The sequence below is a fragment of the Bordetella genomosp. 4 genome, assembly GCF_002261185.1.
Taxonomy (GTDB): Bacteria; Pseudomonadota; Gammaproteobacteria; order Burkholderiales; family Burkholderiaceae_B; genus Bordetella_A.
This window is the reverse complement of the sequence record NZ_NEVQ01000021.1, coordinates 164,191-182,768: the sequence shown is the minus strand read 5'-3', so window position 1 is coordinate 182,768 and position 18,578 is coordinate 164,191. Positions and strand designations below refer to the sequence as shown.

Genomic DNA, 18,578 nt, shown 5'->3' with positions numbered 1-18,578 from the left:
TCGCACGGGAGCATTGTCATGAGCCGATTCCTCGGCCAGATCCGCCAGTTGGGCTATGTGGTGCCTGACATCGAGGCCGCTATGGAGTACTGGAGCAAGACGCTGGGCGTCGGCCCCTGGTATTACAACCCGCGCGTGCCCATTGTGAATTACCACTACGATGGCAAGCCGTACGAGCCGCATAACTCTGTGGCCCTGGCGAACTCGGGTTTTGTGCAGGTAGAGTTGATCCAGACGCGTAACGACGTGCCGTCGATGTATCGTGATTTTCTGCAAGCCGGCCGCACCGGTCTGCAGCACGTCGCATACTGGACGGAAGACTACGACGCCGATCTGGAACGCCTGCTGCGCCAGGGCTTCAAGCCCAAGATGAGCGGCGAGGTCGGTGAGCGCGGCCGCTTTATTTACTTCGACACCGAATACCATCCGGGCACGGTGATCGAGCTGTCTGAAGTCGCCGGCCCCAAAGGCCGCATGTTCCAACAGATCCGCGAGGCTGCGGATGGCTGGGATGGTAGCGATCCCGTGCGTCCGTTTCCCAATCTGGGGGCCCAATGAGCGGTGACCGCATCCTGGCCAGCTACGTCATCGAGACACCGCTGGATCCCGCGGCGGTTGCCGAGGTGATGGCGGGCGAACAGTCCAGCGGCACGTTTACGCGTGTCGCGGGCGAGACGGACGATCTGCGCGCGCGTGCTCGCGCGACTGTCACGTCGGTGCAGATGCTGGACGAGGTCGATGCGCCCAGTCTGCCCAATGCGTGGCTGGAGCGTCGCCGTCAGCCGGGGCCGTGGCGGCGCGCGCGTATCGATATCGCCTTTCCTCCGGCGAATATCGGCGCCAACCTGCCCACACTGGCCAGTACGGTCGCGGGCAATCTGTATGACTTGGGCGAGGTCACCGGCCTGCGGCTGGAGACACTGCATGTCCCGGCCTCGTATCGAGAGCGGTTCGATTTTCCGCGTGTTGGCATTGCCGGTACGCGCCGTGCAACTGGCGTGCCGCAAGGCGCGCTGGTCGGTACGATCATCAAGCCCAACGTGGGGCTGACTGCGCCGCAGATTGCGGAGCTGGTTGCGCAGTTGTGCGCGGCAGGCGTCGATTTCATCAAGGATGATGAGGTTTGTGCGGACCCGGAGCATGCGCCATTGGCGCAACGCGTGCCGGCCGTGATGCGGGTCGTGCGCGAGCATGCCGAGCGCACTGGCAAGAAAGTCATGGTGGCGTTCAACATCACCGACGAAACCGATGCGATGCGCCGTCACGCCGATCTGGTCGAGCGCGAGGGCGGCACCTGCGTGATGGCGAGTTTGAATGCCTGCGGGTATTCCGCTATTCAAAGCCTGCGTCGTCATACGCCATTGGCACTGCATGGCCATCGCAATGGATTTGGCGCCTTGTCGCGGCATCCGTTGCTGGGCATAGGCTATCAGGCTTATCAGACGCTGTGGCGTCTGGCGGGCGTCGATCACATGCATGTGCACGGCTTGCAGGGAAAATTCTCGCAGGCGGACGAGGAGGTCATCTCGGGCGCGCGCGATAGCTATACCCCGTTGGCAGAGCGATTGAAGCAAGACGATGTCGTGATGCCGGCGTTTTCTTCGGGGCAGTGGGCAGGCACCGTGCCGGCGACCTGGGCTGCGATTGGACGCGATGACTTGTTGTTCATGGCAGGCGGCGGCATCCTGGCGCATCCCGACGGCCCCGCTGCGGGTGTGACGAGCATTCGTCAGGCCTGGCAGGCCGTGCGTGCGGGCGAGGACCTGGCGGACTATGCGCGCCAGGCTCCCGAACTCGCCAGAGCCCTGGCGTTCTTCGGATCAAAATGAGCGTCATCTCGCCTCGCCTGGCGTATTACGGCGATGATTTCACGGGGGCTACCGACGCGCTGGCGACGGCGACGCGGATGGGGTTACGCAGTCTGTTGTTCTTTGGTGTGCCGACTGCGGCGCAACTGCAACGCGTCGGTCCACTGGATTGCCTAGGCATCGCGGGCGCTACGCGTGCAATGGCGCCGGATGCCATGCGTGCGGAACTGCAGCCGGTCGCCGAGTTTTTCCAAACGCTAAAGCCGCGTGTCGTGCACTACAAAGTGTGCTCGACGTTCGATAGCGCCTCGGCTGTCGGCAACATCGCCGTCGCCATGGAAACATTGGGTCAGGCCGTCGATCAGAGCAAGCCGTTCATCATCGGCGGCCAGCCCAGCCTGGGCCGCTATTGCGTGTTTGGGCAGCTCTACGCGGCAGCGGATGGCGAGGTTTATCGCATTGACCGTCACCCGACGATGAGCCAGCATCCTGTCACGCCCATGCATGAGGCTGATCTGCGGCGTCATTTCGCAACGTTGGGAGCCGGGCGCGTAGAGAGCGTGGACATGCGCACGTATGCGCAAGGCGTCGATGCCATCGCTGCCCGTCTGTTCTCCGCATGGGATAACGGCGCTGATGCGATGCTGTTCGATGTCGCAGAACCTCAACATCTGACGGCCATCGGCACCGTGTTGGCGCAGGCCTCTGCGACTGAGTCCTTGTTGGCGGTTGGCGCCAGCAGTGTGGTCGAAGCCCTCGGGACGCAATGGGGCGGTGCCGGGCAACATACCGCGCACGATTCTTTTGCTGCCGCGCAAGGGCCCGTGCTGTTATTGGCAGGCAGCTTATCGCCCATGACGGCCAGACAAGTCCAGGCTGCCACCTCGTATCGAAAGATCCGTTTGGACCCGCTGCGGCTGGCCAGTGAGGACGCCGTTTATCAAGCCGCCGTCGTGGCCGAACTCGCCAACCTGCTGCGCGAAGGCCAGCATGTCCTGGCCTGGATGGACAATGCTCACGGCCAGCGGACCGCCGGCGTACAAAGCCAGGCCCTGGCCACTGCGGGCGGCCGCTTGCTGGATGCGGTGTTGCGCCGTGCGCCTGTAAAGCGTCTGGGCGTAGCAGGTGGCGACAGCTCCAGCCTTGCAATGCAGGCTCTCGATGCATGGGGCCTGTCCCACATCGCCCGTGTCCAGCCAGGCGTGGCGCTATGTCGCTTGCACAGCGACGTGCCTGAATTCGAGGGCATGGAGGTCATGCTCAAAGGCGGGCAAATGGGCACGGAAGATCTGTTCGAACGGTTCCTGGCGGGCGCGTGACCCGTTTGCCGGTCACGTGCCCATGACTCCTATGGCGCGCGCGTTGCGCTATCGCATTTGATGCATGGTGCCTATAGCAGTCCAGCCTTGCGCGCCTGTGCCACGGCCTGAGTGCGATTGGCCGCCTGCAGCTTGATGTTCAAATTACGCAGGTGCGTGCGCACGGTATTTTCCGACACGAACAGCTTGCGCGCGATGGAAATATTGGAGTGGCCTTCGGCCAGCAGTTCCAGCACACGCGTTTCTTTGGTGGTTAGCGGGTCTGCCAGAACGACGGGCGTCGTTGCCGCCTGAGGAGCAAGGCTCAGGCCGGTTCGCTGTTGGTATTTCTGCAGCCACGCTCCTGCTCCTGGCTCCTCCGTCAGCCAGCGCTGGCCTGCCGGTGCAGCGTGAAATCGTGTGAGCAGTTCAGCGACGGCGGCTCTTTCGTCGGCGATGACACGGCACAGATCCTCGTTGACGGCGATTTGCAAAACTTGCGTCAGCAAGGTGTAGGCTTTGCTGTCTTGTCCCAGTCTTTCGTAGGCGACCGCTGTCAGCAGGCGCATCTTGAACGCCCGGCGATATCTGCGAGCCTCAATCGCAGCGGCAGTGTCGCGTTCCAGCTCGGCGATCGCCCACTGCAGGTCGCTATGATTGCCGGCATAACAGGCCCAGCGCAGTTTTCCCAGCCGCGGATAAAGCAGATCATTGGCGGGCAGGCGTAGGCGTTCTACGCGTTGCCACAGGTCATCATCCTCGGCGCGCAGCAGTTCATCGCGTGCGGCGCTGCTGTGGCCTTGCAGCAGCAGGAACCGCGCCCGTTCAACTCGAGCGCTGGCCGCGATGCGCGGCAGGCGCCTTTGGTGTCCGAGGTATTCCAGTTCGCCCAACAGGTAAAACGTGCGGTCAGTATCTCCATTCAGGAATGCGATGCGCGATAGCATGACGTAGCCCAGGATCATGTGATCGGGCAGGGCAACGTCTCGGCCCAAGGGAACATAGACGGCCAGCAAACGTGAGGCTTGCGCGAGGTCTCCTGTTTCGTAGACCCAGGCGGCATACAGCACGCCCGCCCATGCGTTGCCGCCGACCGGGCCTGGCATGTCGCGATGCGTGGCATGCACCGCAGTCAGAAAACGCGCGCCTGCCTGGCGCAGGCGTCCTTCCTGCAGATCGATGATGCCCTCGACGGCTTCGGAATACATGTGATTGAAACGGCTGGCGGCAACGCCCTGGGCACGCCGTGCCGTGTCCAGCCAACGGCGGGCTTCCTGATAGCGTCCGAGTACGGCTGCAACATTGGCCATCGCGTTGAGCAAGGCGGTTTCCGCAAAGGAGAGCTTGTCTTGCAAGGCTGCAATGCTGGGCATGCCGATCTCGTAGGCTTGTTCATGACAGTCCATCATGGACAGCAGCAGCGGACGCAGCGTGCGCACATGCCGTTGCACCGCGGGATCGTTGTGGTCAGCGAGTTTCAGTTCGGTCATCAGCAGGCTGGCTTCGCTCGGCCCGCGCGTCATGCACGTGGCCCAGATCTGCAGGGCCTGCAGAACAGGTTGCGTGGCAAGCGCGGTCGGTGGAATCTGATTGAACCAGCGGGCCAGCAGGCCCATACGGCCCTCCGCTGCGAGGCGGGCCGCATGGGTTTGCAAAAGGTCGATCGCGAGCTGGAAATCTCCGCCGTCGATGGCATGATCGATAGCAGGGACGGGGCGATTCTGCTGTAAAAACCAGGCCGATGCGCGCCGATGCAGCGTGGTGATCTCCGTGGGAGCTGCGGCGCGCAATTGCGCCTGTAAATACGCGGCAAATAGGCTGTGATAGCGATAACTGTGGTCATCGAGAGCATCGCTGCCCAGCAGCAAATGCGTGCTTTCCAACTGCGCAAGCAAGGTTTCGCATGGCAGGTCTGGCAGCAGGGCTCGGCACAGCGGTGCGTTCAATCGCTTCAGGATGCTGGTGCGCAGCAGGAAATGGCGTGCTTCTTCAGGCAGCCCTGCCAGGACGTCCTGTGCCAGGTATTCTGCGATGGATTGCTCGGTACCGGAAAATCGCGCGACAAAGGCGCTAGGGTCTGCATGCCGGGGCAGCGACAAGGACACCAGCCATAGCGCGGCAATCCAGCCCTCTGTTTTGCGATGCAGCTGATCAATATCCGCGGGGAGCAAGGGCTGCTGCATGCCGGCGAACAGACTGGCCGTCTCCTCGTGTGAAAAACACAATTGTGCCGCGTTGATCTCCAGCAGTTTGCCGCGGCTGCGCAGTCGGCCAAGATGGAGCGCGGGCACATGCCGCGTGCCGATGAGCAGGCTGCCATGATGCGGCAAATCCGCGATCAGATCCTGAACCAGGTCCAGCACGCTGCGTTCGGTAATGGATTCAAAATCATCCAGAAACAAGGCGAATGGATGCGCCAGCGAGGCAATGTGCGCTTTGACGGCGAGAGCCAGTTCAAGGATGTCGGTATGCGGAGGACGAGAAAAATTCCTCACATCCGTTGCTGGGCCGCGCGCCGGCACACCCGTCTTCATCGATGTCTGATCCTGGGGTGGCGCCAGCTTTTGCAGGGCCATGCCCAGGCAGTGCAAAAAACGAACTGCATCGTTGTCCGCGCTGTCCAGGGTCAACCAGGTGACGGACGTCGATGCGCTCAGCATCTGGTCGCGGCATTGCGCCAGCAATGAGGTCTTGCCATACCCTGCCGGGCCGCGCAGCAACACCACTTTCCCCGGTGCGTGCTGACATATCTGTTCGCGCAACGCATGCCGCGTCACGTGATGAGCAGACACCACAGGGGCATTCAGTTTGCCGCTGACCAAGGTGGTCTGCAGCGTGGCGGGTAACTGCATAACGACCTGTATTGGAAACGAAGACGTGAGGATAGGGATCGGGTAAACCCGGGTCTTGCCGAAAAATCACCCGTTCGGACGAAGACGCAAAACGGGTCCCTAAGATACAAAAAGAACCTGTACAGGGCAATGGCGTGTACCCGCATTGCGCCTGAAAAAATAATGATCGGAGACAACTCGTGAAAACTTCCAAGGCGATGCTGGCGTTGTCCGGCCTGATGTTCTACTGCGCTGCGGCCTGGTCTGCGCCCGCACAGGCGCCGGTCAAAATCGGCGTATTGACCGACATGAGTTCGGTATATTCGAATATCGGCGGCAGCGGCCTGGTCGAGGCCGCGCGCATGGCGGTCGCGGATTTTGGCGGCCAAGTGCTGGGCAAGCCTATCGAGCTGGTCTACATCGACGGCCAGAACAAGGTGGACGTCTCCAGCGCGGCGGCGCGCCGCTGGTTCGATCAGGATGGCGTGGACATGATCACCGATCTGCCTACGTCGGCGACCGCCTTGGCCGTCAGCGAGGTCGGGCGCGAGAAAAAGAAAATCATCATGGTCACCAGTGCGTCCACCTCGGATCTGACGGGCAAAGCATGTTCGCCCTATACCGTGCACTGGACATACGATACCTATGCCTTGGCCAGCGGCACGGGCGCAGAGGTCACTCGCCAAGGCGGTAAACAGTGGTATTTCATCACCGCCGATTATGCGTTTGGGAATGCCCTGCAGGCCGACGCCAGCGCGGTGATTGAACGGGGTGGAGGCAAAGTGGTAGGCGCCGTGCGTTCGCCGTTGAACTCGCCGGATTTCAGTTCCTATCTGTTGCAGGCGCAGGCTTCGAACGCAGGCATTGTGGGGCTGGCACTAGGAGGCGGGGATCTGATCAATGCGATCAAGCAGGCCGCCGAGTTCGGCGTTGGACGTGGCGACAGCAAGCAGCGGCTGGTGGCGTTGCTGGCGTTTTTCTCGGACGTGAAATCGATCGGGTTGGAATTGGGACAGGGCCTGCTCTTGACCGAGGCCTTCTACTGGGATCAGAGCGATGCGACGCGCCAATGGTCCCAACGTTTTCAGGATAAAGTCGGACGTAAGCCGACGATGACACAGGCTGGCACGTATGGTGCAGTGATGCATTATCTCAAGGCTGTCCAGGCCGCCGGGACCAAGGATTCCGACGCCGTGATGGCCAAGATGCGCGAGACACCCATCAATGATTTCATGACGCGTGACGGCAAGCTGCGCACTGACGGACGCGTGGTGCGCGATATGTACTTGTTCCAGGTGAAAACGCCTGCCGAGTCGAAAAATGAATGGGATCTGTACAAGCAGATCGGTGTGATTCCCGGGGATGTGGCGTTTCGACCGCTGAATCAGGGCGCTTGCCCGTTGGCGAAATAACAGGAGGACAGACATGATCAGCCAGGATGTGGTGGCCTTTGGACAACCGTTGCAGCGCATTGAGCGCGCGACGCCGCAACCGCAGGGCAATGAGGTGCTGTTGCGCGTGTTGGCCGCCGGCGTCTGCCATACCGATATTCACACATGGGAAGGTTCTTACGATCTCGGTGGCGGCAAGCGGTTGAGCATGGCCGATCGTGGCGTTGGTCTACCGTTGACGCTGGGCCACGAGACGGTGGGTGAGGTGGTCGCCGTTGGACCCGATGTGACCGATGTCCGGCCGGGCGATCGCCGGCTGGTCTATCCGTGGATAGGTTGCGGACAATGCCGGGTATGTTTGCGGGGCCGAGAAAACCTGTGCACGCAACCGCGTTTTCTAGGCATATTCCGGGCCGGCGGCTACAGCGATCATCTGCTGGTGCCGCACTCGCGTTATCTCGTGGATATCGGCACATTGACCCCCGAGCAGGCCGCGCCGTATGCATGTTCGGGTTTGACGACCTACAGTGCCATCAACAAAATCGATCGCGACGTGCTGGCGCAAGAGGCGGTGCTGGTGATCGGTGCTGGCGGGCTCGGATTGATGTGCGTCACCTTGCTGCGTGCGATGGGCTGCACCAGTGTGATTGTGCTGGAGCCAGACGGTAAACGGCGCGGCGCGGCACTCGCCGCAGGCGCGACATGTGCAGTGGATGCCGGAGCGCCGGATGCGTTGGACCAGATACGCGCCGCTGCAGGCGGTCCCGTATGGGCTGTGATTGATTGCGTTGGCCACGGCACGACGGTGCAACAGGGGCTGGATCTGCTGGCCAAAGGCGGCCAGTTGATTGTCGTGGGATTGTTTGGCGGCGAACTGACGCTGTCGTCGGCCTTGCTGCCCATGCGCGCGGCGACGGTCCAAGGTTCCTATATCGGCAATCTGGGCGAACTGCAGTCGTTGATGCGTCTGGTGCGGGAGCAACAGCCGACCTTGATTCCGACATCCTGCCGTTGCCTGGACGACGCGGCCAGTGCGTTGCAGGACTTGTCGCAAGGGCGCGTGGTGGGACGTTTGATTCTTTGCCCCACCATGAATGATTCAGCGACGGTAGCATCATGACCCTGAGTTTCGATTCGAATTACACCATGACCATTGATGGCCGCGCGACGCTGTCATCAGAAAGCATGGATGTGCTGAATCCTGCAACAGAAGAGTGCATCGCGCGTGTACCGGATGCCTCGCTGGATCAACTGAATGACGCAGTCGCCGCAGCGCGGCGGGCACAAGCCTCATGGGCAGCGCTGCCGCTAGCCCGGCGGCAGCACTCGCTGGATGCGATGGCCGATTTGCTGGCATCGCATACGGACGACTTCATGCGTCTGTTGACGCGTGAACAGGGCAAGCCTCACGCCGATGCCAAGGCCGAAGTGGGCCGCTGCGTGCATTGGCTGCGCGAATACGCGAAACGAACCTTACCTGTGTCGCGGCATGATGACGGTGCGGGACATCTTTTTGAGACGCACCATGTTCCCATCGGTGTGGTGGCCGCCATCGCACCGTGGAACTTTCCCATGACGCTGGCCATCTGGAAGGTCGCGCCCGCGTTATTGGCAGGCAATACCGTGGTATTGAAACCCTCGCCATTCACACCGCTGACATCGCTCAAAATGGGTGAGCTGTTTCGCGATGTGTTGCCGCCCGGTGTGTTGAACGTAGTCAGTGGCTCCGATCGTTTGGGGCCATGGCTGACCGAGCATCCTGGCATCGACAAAATAGGCTTTACGGGGTCGACCGCTACCGGGCGCCGCGTTATGCAAAGCGCATCCAGCAGGCTCAAGAGAATTACCCTGGAGCTCGGCGGAAATGACGCAGCCATCGTCTTGCCGGATGTCGATGTGGCGCAGACCGCACGCGCTTTGTTCTGGGGCGCATTTCGCAATAGCTCGCAGTATTGCCTGGCGACGAAACGCATGTATGTGCATGAAAGCATCTACGACGATTTCAGCCGCGAGCTTGTGGCCTACGCGCGTACCGTCGAAATGGGCAACGGTGCCGCGCCTGGCGTTGGTTTGGGCCCGATTCAGAATCGCATGCAGTATGAACGGGTAAAAGATCTGATCGCAGATGCGCACCGCACCGGTGTGAAGTTTTTGCTGGGAGGCAGTGTGCCCGAGGGCAAGGGATACTTCATCCCGGTGTGCATTCTGGATAATCCGCCGGATGACTCACGGTCCGTGATAGAGGAGGCATTCGGCCCCGTGTTGCCGCTATTGAAATACCGCGACATTGATGAGGTGGTGCGTCGCGCCAACGATAGCGATTATGGTTTGGGAGGTTCCGTCTGGAGCCGGGATCAAAACTTGGCCTACGAGATCGCGGGGCGTCTGCAAACAGGAATGGTCTGGGTCAATCACATACATGTGATGTCGCCGAACGCGCCATTCGGCGGACAGAAGCAGTCTGGAATCGGTGTGGAGAACGCCATGGAGGGGCTGCAGGAATACACCAATGTGCAGACGAGAGTGACGCTGATCAATTGAACGGTGTGGCAGGCGCCGTATCGACGGCGCTTTGCCACCGCGGCTTAATCTTCCAGCACTTCGTGCGCGCCTTGGTTGCCTCGCCGCCAATAGGCGGATGCGCGAATGCGGGCTTTGTCGATGCCGCGTTCGTGGACCAGATACTGCCGCACACCGCGGATCGCGGCGGACTCGCCAGCGGCCCAGATATAGCCTTCGCCCTCGGGCAGTTGCAGACGGCGAATCACGCGTTCCAACACGGATTCGGAGCCCTCGGCATCGGTGCCGCCATTTATCCACTGCACCGTCGCGTCGGCTTGTGTAGGTAAGTCGATGCGGGCATCGGGACCGCGGGTTTCGATGACCGCCAGGACGCGTTTGCCTGCGGGGAGCTCTTCCAGGCGCCGCGCGATAGCGGGCAATGCCGTTTCATCGCCGATCAACAGGTGCCAATCAAAATCATGCGGGATGACAAATGAACCGCGCGGCCCGGCAACGCCTAAATGTTGGCCAGGTTGCGCTTGCGCTGCCCAGGTACCGGCAGGGCCGTGGTCGTGCAGCACGAAATCGACATCGAGCTCTTTGGTATCGGGACGATAGCGGCGCGGCGTGTAATCACGCGCCTGAGGACGCGCGACGCCAGCGGGGAATTCCGGCCCGTTGGGGCCGATGGTGGGGATGATGGGCAGGGCATCGCCCTCGGGCAGAAAGACTTTGACGTGATCGTCAAACGAAGCGGAAACAAAGCCCTCGAGATCATTGCCGGTCAGCGTGATGCGCACCATGTGTGCACTCAGCGGCTGCACGCGGCTGACTTGCAGCATGCGGGACTTCAGAGGATGCCGGACTTTTTGTACGGCATAGCGTTCGGTGGATGCGGTGTCCATAAATATCCTTGTATCAGTGGCGTCAGTCAGCGACGGGATCACAGGATCTTGCTGCCTGGCTCAGAATGTCCGCCGTGGCGCGTTGCAGGATGACGATGATGCGGCGCTGTTCGGCCTCATCAGCATCAGAGCGGCGTACCAGAGCCTCGCGCAGGGCGCGGCGAGCCTCGACGTATTCCCGCAGCCAGCCACTGGCCTGGACGGCTTCTTGCGCGCCGGGATCGCCTTGCCAGGCTTGTTTCATCCAGGCCATCTTGCGCGCCACATGTTGCAGGCCTGCGAGCAGCAGTTCGACTCGGTCGCGTTGGCTGTCCAGATGGGCGCGGCCAGCATCGGCCAGGTGATAGCGTTTGCGAGTGCCGTGCGTCTCGACAGTGGTGTAGTCGAGTTCCTCGAGATAGGTGAGAGCAGGGTAGACCACGCCGGGGCTGGGCGTGTAGTAGCCGTTGGTACGAGCCTCTATTTCCTTGATCAGTTCATAGCCATGGCGGGCTTGCTCTTCGATCAAGGCCAAGAGCATCAATTGCAGGTCTTCGGCGCTGAATTTGCGGCCGCGCATCATGCCGTCACCACCCATGCCATGACCGCCCCGCATCATGCCGTCACCCCCCATGCCGTGGCTACCGCGCATTTTGCCGTGGCCACCGTGTCGGCCATGGTGGCCGTCGGCATTCTGAGTGGGCGAGGTATGGCGCGAGCCTGATCGATGCAGATCGTCAGGGTGCGTAGGGCGTGTCGTGCGTTTCTGAGTATCTTTCATATATCGTACGATATATCTAACGATATTGTCGTGTCAAGACTGCCGGCTCGTACTTTGGCGCAAGCACAAAACATCCCAACTGTCGAAAAAAGAATTCGCCATGTTGTTTCGTTGAACGGTACGCCGCATTTCATCGATAAAAACCTGGGTTTCGTCGAAAAAATATTGCGCTGCTGCAATGAAAACGCAGAATCTCGTATCCAGACCTTTCTGCATGTGGAGCGGTGCGCGGAAAGGAAGCCTCCTTTTTATTCAGATTGCCCTCATCATGAAGAAACCATCCACGTCGTTCTCTGCCCGCCGCGTGACCTTTCCGTTGATGCGCCAGAGTGCGCTGCGACTGGCGATCCTGTCTGCGCTGGGTGTATGGGGGTGCGGACTGATGAGCGATGTCCGTGCGGGCACATGTTGGGGCACCGGTGATGACGGTAGCTATCCCTACATGTATGGCATGTGCAAAGGCGATGACGGAGTCGACAAAAATGATGAAAAAGACGGCGAAGCCGGGGGAGATGAAAACAATGTGACCACGACGAGATCCCATTCGATTGACGCCTCTATGTCTATTCCGATCTTGGGCGCGCAAACCACCATGGGCGTCGTGACCGGCGCAACGACGGGCGGCGCGGGTGTTGACGAGGGGACTGCGGGTAATGGTGGACAGGTCTACGTGACGAATAACTATGACGTGACGTTGACCGGGACAACGATCGGCAACGTGAATAGCCTGATTCTGGCGGGCTCTTATGGCGGCCAGGCCGATCAGGACAACGATAACAATGACTCTAATGGCGGAAAGGGCGGGTTCGGACAGAACGTGACCGTCCAGAACACGGGCAATTTGACGATAGTGGGCACCGTAGATACGCCCACGACGGGTCTTTTCGGAATCAACGCCACCTCAGTCGGAGGCGCGGGCGGCCAGCAGAACGATCCCACGCTGGAATACGGCGATCAGATCGGCGGGACAGGCGGCAATGGCAGTACGGTGTCCGTCACCAGCAGCGGTGCCATCAATCTGGGCAGCAGCGATGCGCGCCTACGCACGAATACAGTCGGCGCGGCGATTTCCGCGACTTCGGTTGGCGGCATGGGCGGGCAGAAAAACGGCAACGCCGGCACTGGCGGCACGGTGCAAGTGACGCATCACGGCTCGGCCACCAGCTATTGGCAAGTCAATCAGGGCGCAAAGCTTTTCGGCATCAAGGCAGAGACCTCTGGTGGCGATGGCACTGCCTCTACGGACGATAGCGACAACGGTGGATATGGCGGTGGCAATTCATCGAACTGGACTCAGAAGGTCACAGTCGATGCGTATGGCTCCGTGTTGCTCGATGTCGAGTGGTCAGGTTCGACAATCGAGGGAGCAGGAATTGCCGCCAGGGCATTGGGAGGCAAGGGCGGTGGCGGGCCGGACAAAGACCATTCAGGCGGCGATGGAGGCAACGCCGGTACGGTGACGGTGACTTTACATTCCGGCGCCAGCGTCACCACGCAGGGCGAAAACCTCGTGGGTATTGCCGCTCAGAGCCTGGGCGGGCAGGGCGGCGATGGTGCGGACAGCACAGCTCTGGCCGGACAAGCGGGCGGCGGCGGATTTGGCGGTGATGCAGGCCAGGTCACTGTCCAGACCCAGAGCGATACGACCGTCACGACGAACGGCAATTTTTCGGTCGGTGTGGTGGCACAGTCCATAGGCGGAGGCGGCGGAACAGGCAGTGATTTTGTGTCGGTGCTGGGCGGTCAAGGCGGCAATGGCGGTAATGGCGGCGACGCCGGACAAGTCAACGTCACGACGGCGGGATCAATCAACACCAGTGGCCAACATGCCTATGGCGTGCTGGCGCAATCCATCGCCGGCAGTGGCGGCGCCGGTGGCGCGGATACGTCTTCGCTGGTCTCGCTGGGCGGCGGCGGCGCCGGCGGAGGCTCGGCCAATTCGGTCCAACTCACCAACTCGGGATCGATTACGACCTCGGGCTACAACTCACATGGCATGGTCGCGCAATCGATCGGCGGCGGTGGCGGGGCATCGGGCAGTGCGACCGGTTTGCTCAGTGTGGGGGGCAACTCATCTGATGGGACCTCGGGATCGAACGGCAGCAGTGTCGTCCTCAACAATAGCGGCGGGACAATCACTACCACGGGCAATGCTGCCATCGGGATGGTGGGCCAGTCCATCGGTGGGGGCGGTGGCAGTGGTGGCGACAGCATCGGCGTGATGGGCGTGGGTGGTGCAGGAGGAGGCGGCGGCTCAGGCGGCAGTGTCACGTTCGGTGATCTCGGGCGCATCACCACATCGGGCCAGTTCAGCCCCGGTGTCATCGCGCAGAGCATAGGCGGTGGCGGCGGCAACGGCGGGGATACTTTTACGGCGTCGGTCGGGGTTTCCGTGGCAATTGGCGGCAGCGCCAGTGGTGGCGGCGACGGTGGGGACGTCTGCGTGAGCAACCATGGCGGATGCTCCAGCGGCACGACCTCGTATTCGACCGGAAATATCGTGACCCACGGCAATTACTCGCCCGGCATCATCGCGCAAAGCATCGGCGGTGGCGGCGGCACTGGCGGCAGTGTCAAAAACGCCAGCGTCGCTTCTTTTGCAGCCTTGCAATTGGGAGGTAGCGGTGGCGATGGCGGCAAATCGTCCTCGGTCAAAGTGGGTTATTCCAATTTGAATATCAGCACGGGCGGTGCTCATTCCACAGGCGTGCTGGTGCAAGCCATCGGCGGCGGTGGGGGCAACGGCGGCGATGCCAGCTACTACGATGCGACGTTGGGCTTTAATGCCGCCTTGGTGGTGGGCGGCAGCGGCGGGTCTGGCGGGACGGGCAATGCGGCGACGGTGAATCTGAGCAGTTCACACATTGCAACGGGAATGGACTACGCCAGCCCGAGCATCAACCCGGATACATATGCGCCCAACGATTCATTCGGCATCCTGGTGCAAACCATAGGCGGCGGTGGTGGTAATGGCGGCAGTTCCAGCGCCAGCGACTTTGTATTGGCCGTACCGACTGGAGAAGGCGTATCCGCCGCGTTCAACTTCGAAGCGGCGATTGGCGGCACGGGCGGCTCTGGCGGCGATGCCTGCCCGGCAAACGACAGTTCATGCGTGACCGAGGTGGTGCTGAACAACGGTTCAACCGTCACGACGCTGGGGGATGGCTCGCACGCCGTTGTCGCGCAGTCCATTGGCGGGGGCGGCGGCAATGGCGGTGATTCCTCCGTGCTGGCCACTACGCTGGGCGATGAAACCACGATTTCCGCGACGGCTGGCCTGACATTGGGAGGCACCGGAGCCGTGGGCGGCAACGGCGGCGCGGTGAATATCAGCCTCGGCGATAGCGGCACGGCGTATGCGGCCTTGCCGCCCACCTTGCTGACGCCGCCAGTCACGACGACGCCACCCGCGTCTTCCATCATCACCTATGGCGATTATGCCAACGGGGTGGTGGCACAGTCGATTGGCGGAGGCGGCGGCAATGGCGGTGTGGGCAGCAGCAACGCCTATACCCATGGCGGCCCCACGTCCGTAAAACTGACCTTGGCGTTAGGCGGTACGGGCGGATCGGGCGGCACAGGTGGTGATGTGAATATCACCTTGAATCCCAATTTTGTGATCCGCACGCTGGGCTCGGGATCGCGGGGCATGGTGGCGCAGTCGATCGGTGGCGGAGGCGGCACGTCTCAAGGAGGAACATTGAGTGTCGCCTCGTCGATAGAGAAGGAACCCTCCGCGCGCCTGCAAGTAGGCTTGGGCGCGACAGGCGGTTCCGGCGCGACAGGCGGCACGATCAACGCGACCTTGCAGGGCGCCATTCGCACCGAAGGCGGCGATGCCGATGGTGTACTGCTGCAGTCGATCGGCGGCGGCGGCGGATTGGGCGGATCGCTGGGTGCGGACGCGTCTTCTTATCCCATTCTGGATCGTATTGGCGACCATAGCGATAACAAAGAGCGGCTCGACGATACCGGCTCGACTTATGCATTCGGTGTCGACGTCGGCGGCAAAGGCGGTAGCGGCGGACATGGCGGAAACGTCAACGTCAACTTTGTCGGGCAGATCGCCACCGGCGGCGATTGGGCCGACGGCCTGGTTGTGCAATCCATTGGTGGAGGCGGCGGTACCGGCGGTTCATCGTCGGCAACCGGCAGCAAGGTCAAAGCCAATGCGATTATCGGCGTGGGCGGTTCTGGCGGGGCCGGCGGTAACGGCGGCGAAGTGAACGCCTATTTTGACGGCTCGCATAACAACAGGATTTCCACCGCGGGTTACTACGCCTATGGCGTCTTGCTGCAGTCCATCGGGGGCGGCGGCGGTCAAGGCGGAGACGGATCGGATCAGGCACGAGGCACGATCACCGTCGGCGCATCGTTCGGCGGAACCGGCGGACAGGCGGGCAATGGCGGCACGATCCAGAACACCAATGGCAACGGCAGCGGCTGGCTGACCGTAACAACCGCAGGCGACGATGCGCCGGCGCTGGCCATGCAGTCGATCGGTGGCGGTGGGGGCATCGCCGGCGCAGGCAACAGCACATCGAAACTACTTGCCCAGGACAGTCATGCCATGCACGTCTCAGTGGGCGGCAGAGGCGGGTTGGCCGGCGATGGCGGCACGGTGAACTTCACCACGGGCTTGGCCGCAACCACATCGGGCGATCGCGCGTATGGGCTGCTCGCCCAATCTATCGGCGGTGGCGGTGGCTTGGGAGGTGCCGGTCAGGCCAGCCACTACGATGGCGTGGAGCTTGGCGGCAAAGGTGGCGTCGCCGGCAACGGCGGTGCGATGACGCTGAACCTGAATGCGGGCAGCCACATCACGACTTCAGGCGCTGGCGCACATGCGCTGATCGCCCAATCCATCGGCGGTGGCGGCGGGATCGCAGGTGACACGTCTGTCGGTACGCGCGTCGGCGCCGATGGCTGGCAGGACAGCGACGAGCAGGACGGCAGCAGCGGTAATGGCGGCGCTGTCAATGTCACGGTCAACAGCAACCTGACGACTTCCGGCGCGAATGCGTTCGGCATCATCGCGCAATCCATCGGTGGCGGGGGCGGCTTGGGCGGCGATGCGGATGGCGGCTTTGCCGGCAGCACCGGCACCGCCGGCAACAGCTCAGGCACGGGCGGCGACGTCACGGTGACGCAGTCTGGTGCGATCAATGCAACAGGCAGCGGCTCCACCGGTATTTTTGCGCAAAGCGATGGGCCGGACGGCACGGGCGTTGTGACGGTCAATGTGAACGGTACCGTCGCGGGCGGATCAGGCTCACAAGCCAGCGGCGTCTGGATTGCCGGAAACAATTCGAATGTGCTCAACGTTGGCGCCAACGGCGCTGTCACGGTAGGCTCTGACGGTACTGCGGTGCGTTACAACGGCGTTGCCGTGCAGCAGAACAGGGCCGCGTTCGCGATGGCCGATGTAGCGAGCCCTGCCTTGAGAATCAGCAATGCGGGGGTAATCAATGGCGATATCAAATGCCAGAACGGTAGCGGCAGTATTGCCTGCGACGTCGAGAACAAGCAAACCGGTACGTTAAGCGGCGCGACGAGTTATCAGGCAAACATCGATAACGCCGGCCTGGTGGCGATAGGCCGATCGACTGAGTTGGACACATTGACCGTATCCGGAGACTTTACACAGCGATCCACCGGGACCCTGCAGGCCAATGCGGATTTTTCGGCATTGCGCGCATCGCATCTGGTGGTCAAGGGTGATACGCAGTTGGATGGCCTGCTGAGCGTCGTGCCTTTGGCGCTATTGCCCGGGCGTGAGGTCGCGATGGCGACCTTTGAAGGCGGAATTCAAGGCACGCCTGTGGCCTACGATAGTCCGGTCGTTGACTACAATGCCTCGCTGCAAGGTAACCAAGTTCACATGCGCGTAGTGAGCGCCGATTTTGCGCCTCCATCGATGAATCTGGCCGATAACCAAAATGCGGTCGCGGGTCATGTGCAGAACACCTGGAATCAGGATGGCGGTGCAACCGAATTGGCGCAGTTGTACGCTGCCCTCGACATGGCCTCGCGCGGCGGCGCAAAAAATTATTCCGACCGTTTGGCCGATCTGTCTCCTGGCGTAGCCGTCGCGCCTGCAGCGCAGATGCAAGCCAGCATGGCGCGCTTTACCGGCGCCATGATGTCATGCCCCGTGTTCCAGGGGGTGGACGCCCTGACCGGCGAACAGGATTGTCTGTGGGGCCAGGTATCCGGCGTGGACACCAATCAGGAGGGCGACAACGGTGTAGCCGGTTTCTCGTTTGACGGTGTGACCTACCAGTTCGGCGGCCAGCGCCAGGTCAGCCCGGGCTGGTTCCTGGGCGGATCCGTGGCGTACCAAAATACACACATGCGAGGTAATGACGGCCGTGTCAACGGTAAAGGCGACAGCGGCTATGCTGGTCTCGTGCTCAAACGTGAAACGGGACCCTGGACGTTTTCTGCAGCATTGGGAGGCGGCTATGGTCAATACGATATCGACCGCGGCATAGGCATTCCTGGGCTGCAAAGCACCGCCAGTTCCGATGTGGACGTCTATGGCGCGGGAATGCGTTTACGCGTTGCGCGCACTTTTGCCGCCGAGCAGTTTTATCTGAAACCCTATGTCGATCTGGACGCGTTCTACACGCGTATGCCGGGCTACAGCGAATCGCGCAAAGCGGAGCACCTGGATATCGAAAGCAGCGACAAATTCATCGTCGGCCTATCGCCCACGCTGGAGATAGGCGGCCGGGTGCCGCTGACCAAAGGGGCCGTCATGCGACCCTACATGTATGCAGGCGCGTCGTTCTTGTCCGACGACGAGTACAAGGTCAAGGCAAAACTGCAGGGCGCGCAGCCTGGTACGGGCAGTTTCGAATCATCGATACCGATGGACGACGTGATCGGCCGCATCGGCGCAGGCATTCAAGTCTCTAACGCGGGCGGTGTGGATTTCCGTTTGCAGTACGACGGTGCGTTTTCGTCCCACGTGCAAAGCCACCAGGGCTCGTTGAAATTGTCGGTGCCGTTCTGAGTGTCCGGCCGAATGCCGTTCGACATCAAGGAAACGTCAGGCAGCGCACGTTTCCTTGAGCGATT

Annotated in this window: 10 protein-coding genes; 7 read left to right on the top strand and 3 right to left on the bottom strand. The window is 61.6% G+C overall.

All coding sequences use genetic code 11. The features are described from left to right. Positions 1 to 18: 18 nt before the first annotated feature. The 3 genes from CAL20_RS21085 to CAL20_RS21075 are packed head-to-tail and all read left to right on the top strand — an operon-like array spanning position 19 to position 3,127. Positions 19 to 558 carry a VOC family protein gene (locus CAL20_RS21085; RefSeq protein ID WP_094823030.1) on the top strand — a complete coding sequence of 180 codons (540 nt, stop codon included), beginning with the start codon at positions 19 to 21 and terminating at the stop codon, positions 556 to 558. After that, the gene (locus tag CAL20_RS21080) at positions 555 to 1,829 is read left to right on the top strand and encodes a ribulose-bisphosphate carboxylase large subunit family protein (protein WP_094838902.1); all 1,275 of its coding nucleotides are present in this window, start codon (positions 555 to 557) and stop codon (positions 1,827 to 1,829) included. The genes CAL20_RS21085 and CAL20_RS21080 overlap by 4 nt, the downstream gene beginning before the upstream one ends. Then, the gene (locus CAL20_RS21075; protein ID WP_094838901.1) at positions 1,826 to 3,127 is read left to right on the top strand and encodes a four-carbon acid sugar kinase family protein; all 1,302 of its coding nucleotides are present in this window, start codon (positions 1,826 to 1,828) and stop codon (positions 3,125 to 3,127) included. Before CAL20_RS21080 ends, CAL20_RS21075 begins: the two co-directional genes overlap by 4 nt. Before the next feature lie 71 nt (positions 3,128 to 3,198). Here the strand turns inward: CAL20_RS21075 and CAL20_RS21070 are convergent, their stop codons facing one another. Then, entirely contained in the window at positions 3,199 to 5,958 is a 2,760-nt protein-coding gene (locus tag CAL20_RS21070) for a LuxR C-terminal-related transcriptional regulator (RefSeq protein ID WP_094838900.1), read from the bottom strand. A 179-nt stretch (positions 5,959 to 6,137) separates the two neighbouring features. On the opposite strand from CAL20_RS21070, the gene CAL20_RS21065 reads away from it, so the two are divergent. From CAL20_RS21065 to CAL20_RS21055, 3 genes are read left to right on the top strand one after another with little or no spacing between them, the layout of a single operon-like run. After that, on the top strand, positions 6,138 to 7,349 hold the full coding sequence (locus CAL20_RS21065; protein WP_256981669.1) for an ABC transporter substrate-binding protein: 1,212 nt from the start codon (positions 6,138 to 6,140) through the stop codon (positions 7,347 to 7,349). Between the two features lie 13 nt (positions 7,350 to 7,362). After that, a complete protein-coding gene (locus CAL20_RS21060) occupies positions 7,363 to 8,448 on the top strand; it encodes an alcohol dehydrogenase (RefSeq protein WP_094838899.1) in 1,086 nt (361 codons plus the stop codon). Next, on the top strand, positions 8,445 to 9,869 hold the full coding sequence (locus CAL20_RS21055; protein ID WP_179266715.1) for an aldehyde dehydrogenase family protein: 1,425 nt from the start codon (positions 8,445 to 8,447) through the stop codon (positions 9,867 to 9,869). Before CAL20_RS21060 ends, CAL20_RS21055 begins: the two co-directional genes overlap by 4 nt. A gap of 44 nt (positions 9,870 to 9,913) precedes the next feature. Here CAL20_RS21055 and CAL20_RS21050 read toward each other — a convergent pair whose 3' ends face one another. Then, on the bottom strand, positions 9,914 to 10,735 hold the full coding sequence (locus CAL20_RS21050) for a siderophore-interacting protein (protein WP_094838898.1): 822 nt from the start codon (positions 10,733 to 10,735) through the stop codon (positions 9,914 to 9,916). Between the two features lie 22 nt (positions 10,736 to 10,757). Then, positions 10,758 to 11,495: a PadR family transcriptional regulator gene (locus CAL20_RS21045; protein WP_094838897.1), complete on the bottom strand. Its 738-nt coding sequence runs from the start codon at positions 11,493 to 11,495 to the stop codon at positions 10,758 to 10,760. Between the two features lie 268 nt (positions 11,496 to 11,763). Between CAL20_RS21045 and CAL20_RS21035 the strand changes: the two genes are divergently transcribed. After that, positions 11,764 to 18,513 (top strand): autotransporter outer membrane beta-barrel domain-containing protein, encoded by a 6,750-nt coding sequence (locus CAL20_RS21035; RefSeq protein WP_094838895.1) that lies wholly within the window; start codon positions 11,764 to 11,766, stop codon positions 18,511 to 18,513. Positions 18,514 to 18,578 lie beyond the last annotated feature (65 nt).

Bases quoted from the DNA above. Each gene is read 5' to 3' on its own strand.
- CAL20_RS21085 (WP_094823030.1), top strand. From the start codon at position 19: ATGAGCCGATTCCTCGGCCAGATCCGCCAGTTGGGCTATGTGGTGCCT.
- CAL20_RS21080 (WP_094838902.1), top strand. From the start codon at position 555: ATGAGCGGTGACCGCATCCTGGCCAGCTACGTCATCGAGACACCGCTG.
- CAL20_RS21075 (WP_094838901.1), top strand. From the start codon at position 1,826: ATGAGCGTCATCTCGCCTCGCCTGGCGTATTACGGCGATGATTTCACG.
- CAL20_RS21070 (WP_094838900.1), bottom strand. From the start codon at position 5,958: ATGCAGTTACCCGCCACGCTGCAGACCACCTTGGTCAGCGGCAAACTG.
- CAL20_RS21060 (WP_094838899.1), top strand. From the start codon at position 7,363: ATGATCAGCCAGGATGTGGTGGCCTTTGGACAACCGTTGCAGCGCATT.
- CAL20_RS21055 (WP_179266715.1), top strand. From the start codon at position 8,445: ATGACCCTGAGTTTCGATTCGAATTACACCATGACCATTGATGGCCGC.
- CAL20_RS21050 (WP_094838898.1), bottom strand. From the start codon at position 10,735: ATGGACACCGCATCCACCGAACGCTATGCCGTACAAAAAGTCCGGCAT.
- CAL20_RS21045 (WP_094838897.1), bottom strand. From the start codon at position 11,495: ATGAAAGATACTCAGAAACGCACGACACGCCCTACGCACCCTGACGAT.
- CAL20_RS21035 (WP_094838895.1), top strand. From the start codon at position 11,764: ATGAAGAAACCATCCACGTCGTTCTCTGCCCGCCGCGTGACCTTTCCG.